8 protein-coding genes are annotated in these 7,813 nt (G+C 39.2%); 5 read left to right on the plus strand and 3 right to left on the minus strand.

The features are described 5' to 3' along the window. Window positions 1-91: 91 nt before the first annotated feature. Window positions 92-889, minus strand: a complete 798-nt coding sequence (locus CWC14_RS05110; protein ID WP_076922471.1) for a M48 family metallopeptidase — start codon at window positions 887-889, stop codon at window positions 92-94. Window positions 890-1,059: 170 nt separating this feature from the next. On the opposite strand from CWC14_RS05110, the gene CWC14_RS05115 reads away from it, so the two are divergent. Beyond that, window positions 1,060-2,259: a Bcr/CflA family efflux MFS transporter gene (locus CWC14_RS05115; RefSeq protein WP_138561670.1), complete on the plus strand. Its 1,200-nt coding sequence runs from the start codon at window positions 1,060-1,062 to the stop codon at window positions 2,257-2,259. Window positions 2,260-2,286: 27 nt separating this feature from the next. Here the strand turns inward: CWC14_RS05115 and grpE are convergent, their stop codons facing one another. Both grpE and CWC14_RS05125 read right to left on the minus strand, forming a co-directional pair. Then, window positions 2,287-2,898: a nucleotide exchange factor GrpE gene (grpE, locus tag CWC14_RS05120; RefSeq protein ID WP_013465165.1), complete on the minus strand. Its 612-nt coding sequence runs from the start codon at window positions 2,896-2,898 to the stop codon at window positions 2,287-2,289. Between the two features lie 58 nt (window positions 2,899-2,956). Continuing rightward, complete coding sequence (locus tag CWC14_RS05125; RefSeq protein WP_138561672.1) at window positions 2,957-3,922, minus strand: HrcA family transcriptional regulator; 966 nt, start codon at window positions 3,920-3,922, stop codon at window positions 2,957-2,959. A gap of 167 nt (window positions 3,923-4,089) precedes the next feature. Here CWC14_RS05125 and nadK point away from each other — a divergent pair, with 167 nt between their 5' ends. The 4 genes from nadK (at window position 4,090) to CWC14_RS05145 (ending at window position 7,722) form a co-directional block, all read left to right on the plus strand. Beyond that, complete coding sequence (nadK, locus tag CWC14_RS05130) at window positions 4,090-4,974, plus strand: NAD(+) kinase (RefSeq protein ID WP_138561674.1); 885 nt, start codon at window positions 4,090-4,092, stop codon at window positions 4,972-4,974. Window positions 4,975-5,049: 75 nt separating this feature from the next. Then, a complete protein-coding gene (locus tag CWC14_RS05135) occupies window positions 5,050-5,607 on the plus strand; it encodes a hypothetical protein (RefSeq protein ID WP_138561676.1) in 558 nt (185 codons plus the stop codon). Between the two features lie 75 nt (window positions 5,608-5,682). Further along, window positions 5,683-7,356: a DNA repair protein RecN gene (gene recN, locus CWC14_RS05140; protein WP_138561678.1), complete on the plus strand. Its 1,674-nt coding sequence runs from the start codon at window positions 5,683-5,685 to the stop codon at window positions 7,354-7,356. A 48-nt stretch (window positions 7,357-7,404) separates the two neighbouring features. Further along, window positions 7,405-7,722 (plus strand): hypothetical protein, encoded by a 318-nt coding sequence (locus tag CWC14_RS05145; RefSeq protein WP_013465170.1) that lies wholly within the window; start codon window positions 7,405-7,407, stop codon window positions 7,720-7,722. Window positions 7,723-7,813: the final 91 nt, after the last annotated feature.

The following is a 7,813-nucleotide window of genomic DNA, read 5'->3' on the forward strand; positions in this document are numbered from 1 at the left end:
AGAGGGAGTCCATACATCTAGTAACATGATAATTGAAAAGCCTGTCAGTTTAAATCTACAGGCTTTTTTAATTGTCTAACGACTATTTAAATCACAACCTACACTGCGGATTTTTACCTTGTGCTTTAGCTGTTTTTTGCTCGCTAAGCGCTTTACTCATTTGCGATTGTAAATTTGCAATACGGCTCGTTGGTGCTGGGTGAGTTGATAAAAACTCTGGCGTAGCTCCACTGCCCGCTTGGCTCATATTTTGCCAAAGCGTTACAGACTCTTTAGGGTTAAACCCTGCTTGCGCCATAAGATCTAAACCAATTGTATCTGCCTCTGACTCATGTGAGCGACTAAAGGGTAAAACCACACCATATTGAGCGCCTAAACCAAGGCCTTGCATAATTTCATTACGGTATTGCACGTTACCCATTTCAAGCGCCGCATTGCCCAGCTGCATACCCGTTTGTAAAATAGAACTTTGTGAGACCCGTTCATTTGAATGCTCAGCAATCACGTGTCCAACTTCATGGCCCAAAACAGTGGCAACCTGATCTTGATTTGTGGCTATTTTTAAGAGCCCCGTATGTACACCAATATAACCGCCAGGCAATGCAAAGGCGTTTGCAGATTCATCTTCAAATACCACCACTTCCCAATTTTGAGATGCATATTCTGTAGGAAGCACGGCCACTACTTTTTCAGCAATGCAATTGACGTAACTGTTTACTTTTGGGTCTTTATTTATCGGCTGCGTTTTTTTTATCTCTGCAAAACTGGCAGTGCCCATTTGAGTCATTTGCTGATCTGAGTAAAACGCAATTTGCGTGCGCCCAGTTGGTGATGTTTTACAACCTGCCAATACTGCACTGGCTAGAACTATCAAAACCAATTTTTTCATTGTGTTACCCTAAAAAAGTTTGTTACTAAGTATAGAATACCAAACGCGGTGTTAGTTTAAAATCTTTGCTTTTTGCAATTAAACAATTAAGTTAGCAGGCAAACTAAGTTTATCCAAGGCTATTGCCCTGCTATAATGTTGGGCCTGTATTCGTTGTTTTGAGTTTTTAAATGAGTGCTTCGGCTTCTTCTTTTAATACCCGTATTTTATTGCCTTTATTAGCCAGTATTGTCGCGATCACGCCTTTAGCCATTGATATGTATTTACCGGCGATGCTGGTGATTGCCAATGATCTCAATACCAGCATGCCAAATGTTCAAATATCGTTGAGTATATACTTAGCGGGTTATGCATTGGGCATGTTATTTTTTGGCCCCATAGCCGATCAAATTGGCAGGCGTAAACTGGCAAGGATAGGTCTCAGTTTATTTGGCTTAAGTTCACTGGCGTTAGCATTTACCACTGAAGTGCATACTTTTTGGCTGTTAAGAGCTGTACAGGCATTTACAGGCGCGGCCGCTACGGTTGTCGTCCCTGGGATCATTAGGCATATATATCAAAAAAATACTGCTAAAGGTATGTCTTACGTGTCTATGATTATGATGATAGCGCCGTTACTTGCCCCCTCTATCGGCTCGGCTATTTTAGGCTTTTCGGTATGGTCGACTATTTTTATTGTTTTAGCGACCTATAGCTTTGTTATTTTACTTTTTGTGCAACGTTACTTAATCGATATTCCAATATTTAAAAATGAGCGAAAAGGATTAGCATTATTCTTCTCAAGTTATAAAGTGGTATTAAGTAATACGCACGCCCGCGCCGATATTTTAAGCTCGATGTTTGTGTCGTTTGGCTTTTTTTGCTTTTTAACGTCCGTCCCTTATATTTACCTCGACCTATTTAAAGTATCAGAACAATTGTTTGGCCTGTTATTCGCTTTTAATGTGATGGCGTTGATGTTTGGTAATTTCTTAAATACTCGCGTAGTGCCACGTATTGGCTCACGCAAAATGCTTTATTATGGCTTAATGTGTGGCTTTATCTCTGGCGCAGCATTACTTAGCTTTAGCGTATTAAACTTGTCACTTTACTTTATTGTTGCGGCTATTGCTCCGTTGATGATGAGCCTAGGTATAATAGCAAGTAACGCAGATTCATTGATTTTGATGAAATTTGAGCAAAATACAGGGACTGCAACGGCGGTTATTGGCACCTTACGTTTTGGTAGTGGCGCATTAGTAGGCCCTATATTAGCGGTAATGCATGCACAAAGTGCAGTTCCATTTTCAAGTTTAATGTTCAGCGCAGTTGTACTCACTATCCTAGTGCAGTTAGTTCATTATTTTAAAGACAAAAAAAATGCCTCATAATGAGGCATTTTTTAATTGTATACTTAATTAAGCATCAGCTGCTTTTGATACCATAACCATTGCAGGACGTAATAAACGACCGTTTAATGTGTAACCTTTTTGCATTACTGCTAACACAGTATTAGGCGTCACATCATTACTTGGCTGAATCGACATTGCTTGATGAAAATCTGGGTTAAACTGCTCACCTTGTGGGTTTACAATTTCAACGCCAAATTTAGCCACTGCATCGTTAAAGCTTTTTACTGTCATATCAATACCTTCTAACAAAGGCTTAAGCGTTTCATTTTCTTTATCAGAGAACTCAATAGCACGCTCTAAGTTATCTATAACAGGGAGTAATTCATTAGCAAACTTTTCAAGTGCAAATTTGTGTGCTTTCTCAACATCTTGTGCAGCACGACGACGCATATTGTCAACGTCAGCAGCAGCGCGAACGACGCTATCTTTCTGATCTGCAATGGTTTGTTTTGCCGCTTCTAACTCAGCATATAACATTGCAATTTCTGCTTCAGGGCTTTGCTCTTGCTCGGCGTGTTGTTCTGCTGCTTCTACTGCAGCCTCAACGTCGGCTTCCATTTGCGCCACTTCTTCGTTCAATTCTACTTCTTGCTCTGGGTTTTGTGTCTGCTCAGACATAAAATATACGCTCCAATTCTTTACAACTGCGGTAATTATGGGGATTGAATAAAAAGATTCAAGAGCTCGATGGCTCTAATAATTTAAATTCTTGGATTATTTTCTCTAATTGCGCTGATTTCGGACAAATAACACAAAAACGACTTTGATATTCCTGATTTTGAAAGTACGGCACAGTGATCACAATGAGATCATCACAGGTGCTAAAAGGTAAGTTTTCAGCACTGAGAATAGAGACCCCGTTTTTAAATGCGAGCTTATCTTCCACAAAATTTAAAAATGAAACACCAATATTAAGACTTTGCTCACAATCTATTTTTTTATAAAGGTAGTTTTCGCCCACCACAATACTGTTATCTGAACCTAATTTTTGGCTTAGTTCACGCGTCCATTGAGTTAAAGAGTCATGACAATTACGCGGTGCCGTATTTGCCATTGCCTGCATTCTGTATAGCCCTTCAATGAGCGTTTGCTGGCTAAATACAGTGTTAAGCCAAGTGGCAAACTCATAGCGTTGGCCGTCACTAGGATCATCAGGCTTGTTAATGCAAATATTATGGCTTTGCCCTGCTCTGTCTAAAAGTAAGATAAGCCAGTTATTAGCGTCAAAGTCGAGTACTTCTACTCTAAATACCTGTTGAGTTCTAACTTGAGGTAGCCCCACACAACAGCATACTTGGTAACGTTGACTCAAGCCATGTGCCAATTCAACTAACTCAGCCTGCTCAGGCTGCCAATAATTAGCAATATCATTGAGCGTAAAAAACTCATCAAACCAATAGTCAAACCCATCATTGGTTGGCACTCGGCCAGCCGATGTATGTGGTGAATACAACAAGCCTATTTTTTCAAGGCGCGCCATCGCGTTACGCACAGTGGCAGAGCATACCGCCATACCTTTTTGCTTTGCAATTTTTGTTGACGGCACAGGTAAGCCATCGCCATTACAGTACATACTCATAACAGCGGCAAATATTTGCTGATCTCGTGGGTTTAGTTTCATGTTATCTACATCTTTACGCATAGCTGTTATATCGGGGCTAAGTATTATTATTTCAAGTATAAAAAATACAATAAATCTAAATTTTACAGTGAATTAATTAAATCCGCTGGTTATTATTAAGATCTGTGTTTTCAAACACTTCTGTTTTAGGTTACTCTACAAATATTAGAACTCTCAGTGTATTTATTATGGACTCTCCCTTTAACACTATCGGCTTGATTGGTAAGCCAAATCATCCTAATGCTGCCGCTACTTTACAACGATTACATACGTTTTTATTAGCTTTAGGCTTTGAGGTGATTGTTGAAAGACGTACAGGGAGTCAACTTAGTGATGTACCGAGCGACAAACTCGTAAAGCTCGTTGATTTAGGCGAGCGTGCCGACTTGGCGATTGTGGTTGGAGGCGATGGCAATATGCTGGGTGCTGCACGGGTGCTTGCTCGCTTTGATATAGCCGTAATTGGTGTAAATAGAGGTAATTTAGGATTTTTAACCGATTTAAATCCAGAAGGGTTTGAGGGTAGCTTAGAACAGGTACTCAGCGGCGATTACATTGAAGAAAAACGTTTTTTATTAGAAGTTGAAGTGTATCGTCATAACGAACTTAAAAGCGCTAATTCTGCAGTAAACGAAGCAGTGCTTCATGCTGATAAAGTAGCACATATGATTGAGTTTGAAGCCTTTATAAACGATGACTTTGTATTTTCTCAACGCTCCGACGGTTTGATTGTGTCGACTCCAACAGGCTCAACGGCATACTCTTTATCGGGCGGCGGGCCTATTTTAACACCAGAGCTTAATGCAATGTCATTGGTTCCTATGTTCCCGCATACTTTATCAAGCCGCCCTTTAGTGGTAGATGCCGATAACGAAGTACGTTTAAAGCTTAGTTTAGAAAATACCGATAGCTTACAGGTAAGTTGCGACAGCCATGTTGTACTTGCCGTATTACCCGGTGATGAGGTCGTTATTCGCAAAGCAGATAGAAAATTACGATTAATTCACCCAAAAAATTACTCTTATTATAATGTGCTACGTAAAAAGCTAAATTGGGGTAGCCGGTTATACTAATTTTATTGCCAAACATGCAACTTTAGCGCAAAATATTGGACTAGAAGTTTTAAATATCATCAGGAAAAAGTAGTAATGAGTTATGTAGTATTTCTTGCTTTATTATTATTAATTACTTTACTTGGCAGTTACTTGCTAATTGAGAGTAATCGAAAAAAAACCATTAAAGCAAAGAAAAAGCTGTTTAACGAACGCGTTGCAAGTACTCAATCACGTTTAAAAATAAAACTTAACGAGTTACTTGATGCAAAAGTCATTAGTGCTAAACACCTTCCTCGAATTCAAGCCGTTGTCAGTAATTTTTTTGTGGTACAGCCACACACTGATGAAAATTTAAACAAGCTAGAGTCGCTATGCGATTTACTTATTAATATACTTAACGAAGAACTAATAAAAACCTATAAAAATAATAACAGCCAAGCTTTTTCCGATACCACTCAATATTTTATAGCAGAGTTACCAGCTCAAGGTATTTTATATAATAAAAACTTTTATCAAGAAGTCCTTCCTACGCTAATTTTAAAGTTAAAAACTGAAGACATAGCGCAACCAGTTGATAGTATTGACCTTAACGATGAAAACCTCCCTATTGATGAAGAAAAAAAAACATTAATTGAGTCCAGCCTTGCTTAAAATATAGAAATTTAATTTGCAAAAAACCAAAACACTGTATAAATTAACAGTTAATTCACTGGATGGATGAACAGTATGTTAATTGGTTTAGAAATTAAAAATTTTGCAATCGTAAGTAATTTAAGCACAGAATGGCATTCGGGTATGACCGCTATCACCGGTGAAACGGGAGCAGGTAAATCAATCGCCATTGATGCATTATCATTGTGTCTTGGAGAGCGAGCAGAAGCGTCTGCTGTGCGCCCAGGAACTGATAAAGCAGAGGTAAGTGCACAATTTGATTTAAGCAATTTACCACTCGCTCATGCTTTTTTAGAAGAGAACATGCTTAATAACGACGACAACGAATGTTTACTTCGTCGAGTTGTTTGTAAAAATGGTCGCAGTAAAAGCTACATTAATGGCAGCCCAGTTACCGCTGCACAACTAAAAGAGCTAGGCCAATATTTAATTTCTATTCATGGCCAACATGCGCACCAGCACCTATTAAAGGCAGAGCATCAGCTACAATTACTCGATGCATATGCAGGCCATCATAATCTTGTTAATGCTGTAAGCCAGCGTTATAAACAATTTGCTGACTTACAAAAAGAATTTAAACATCTAGAACAACAGCAGCAGCAACAAGCCGCACAAAAGCAACTATTGGAGTATCAAGTCGCAGAGCTTGATGAATTTGCGTTGCAGGCAGATGAATTTGAGCAAATAGAAGCTGAACATTATAAACTCAGCAATAGCCAAACTATATTGCAAGTCTGCCAGCGCGAGTTGCAGCATTTATATGAAAATGATGAACAAAATGCGTGTTCCATTTTACAGCACAGCGCCCAACAATTTACTGAACTTGCACAGTATGATGAAAGCTTAGCCAGTGTGGCAACATTATTATCAGAAGCCGCTGTTCAAGTTGAAGAAGCAAGCCGAGAAGTACGTAATTACACTGAACAAGCCGACTTGGATCCTCAGCGATTAACTGAAGTAGAAAACAGACTCAGTGGTGCAATGGACTTAGCCAGAAAACACCATATAAAACCCCAAGAGCTCGTTGGATTTCATCAAACTATTGCACAAGAGCTTGAGTCGATAAGTAATAACAGCTCACGTCTTGAGCAACTTGAAGGTGAAATTGAACATGCCCTTGAGGATTATCAAAACGCCAGTGAACAATTAAGTGCAAGTCGCCACCAGTATGCGAATACATTAAATGGATTGATCAGCGAAAGCATGGCTAATCTATCTATGGAAAATGGCGTATTTGAAATAGCATTGACTGCACAAAACGATCGCGCTCCAAATAGCTTAGGCTTTGATAATGTTTCGTTTTTAGTATCAACAAACCCAGGGCAACCATTGCAACCTTTAGCAAAAGTAGCCTCTGGTGGTGAGCTATCACGCATTAGTTTAGCTATTCAGGTTATTATTGCGCAAAAAGTCACGACCCCTACGCTTATTTTTGATGAAGTGGATGTTGGTATTTCTGGCCCAACAGCTGCTGCTGTTGGTAAACTACTGCGCCAACTAGGTAAGTCTACGCAAGTAATTTGTGTGACCCATTTACCGCAAGTGGCCAGTAGCGCTCATCAGCAGTTTTTTGTTGCCAAAGAAATTGCAGACGGTGAAACATTTACGCATATGCTGGCATTGAATAAAGATGGTCGAGTAAATGAGATTGCTCGATTACTGGGTGGTGATAACATTAGCAAAACAGCTAAAGCAAATGCAAAAGAGCTTATAAAAGCGCACGGATAAAGTGAATCGCTTTATAGTGCGTTACCTTGATACGGTGAGGATACATTAATGCAAACGACGGTCATTTATTTTGGCTTAGCAATTAACTGGCTGCTACTGATTGTCAGTATACTTTTGGCTGTTTTTAGTAAGTTTAAACATACACAATTTAAGCAGAGCTTATATCGCTTTTTAAATGTGGCCTTAATTGTACATATTGTTATTGCTGTTATGTTAGTTTTTAGCAGCACAGCTATTAGTGGCTTAATAACACTAAGTTGGTTAGTTATTGGCCTACAGCTTGTTTGTAACGTTATTTGCTATAAAAGTGTGAAACGCCGACAAGCCAGAGTGAAACCGAGCCTAGATCACTTCTCGATGGATTAACTAACAGCGCGTTTAAAAAAGCCCACAATCTATGTATTGCGGGCTTTTTTATTTGTAAAATCTTATAATTGTAAATAACCTGAGCTTCGGA

The sequence above is a fragment of the Pseudoalteromonas sp. S3260 genome, assembly GCF_005886925.1.
In the GTDB taxonomy this organism is placed as follows: Bacteria; Pseudomonadota; Gammaproteobacteria; order Enterobacterales; family Alteromonadaceae; genus Pseudoalteromonas; species Pseudoalteromonas tetraodonis.